This window comes from Staphylococcus pasteuri (assembly GCF_030547725.1).
Taxonomy (GTDB): Bacteria; Bacillota; Bacilli; order Staphylococcales; family Staphylococcaceae; genus Staphylococcus; species Staphylococcus pasteuri.
Window position 1 is genome coordinate 1 of record NZ_JAUOQO010000339.1, and the last position, 273, is coordinate 273.

Sequence of the window (273 nt, forward strand, 5' to 3'; positions counted from 1 at the left end):
CTATCAGGCGCAGCAGCAATTGGCACTTAATTTTAAACAGATAGAGCAGCATATTAACAATGCCGCTTGGGCGAATAATCAAGCAAAGCTAACCCAGATGCTCGCAGGTATCGAATGCGTGGTGATCACGATTCATTCCATCGATCAGGCGTTTGCTTTTTTTGATAGTCAAAACAGCTCAGGCAAACGTTTATCTGAGTTTGATCTACTTAAAGCGCGTCATCTGCGTGGCATCGTTTCTCACCCATCCGTAGGCATTGGTTGCTCCCGTAT

General features: G+C 45.4%; 1 pseudogene. It reads left to right on the plus strand.

The features are described from left to right. Positions 1-273 (plus strand): annotated as a pseudogene (locus tag Q4528_RS13905) (hypothetical protein); the annotation flags it as partial.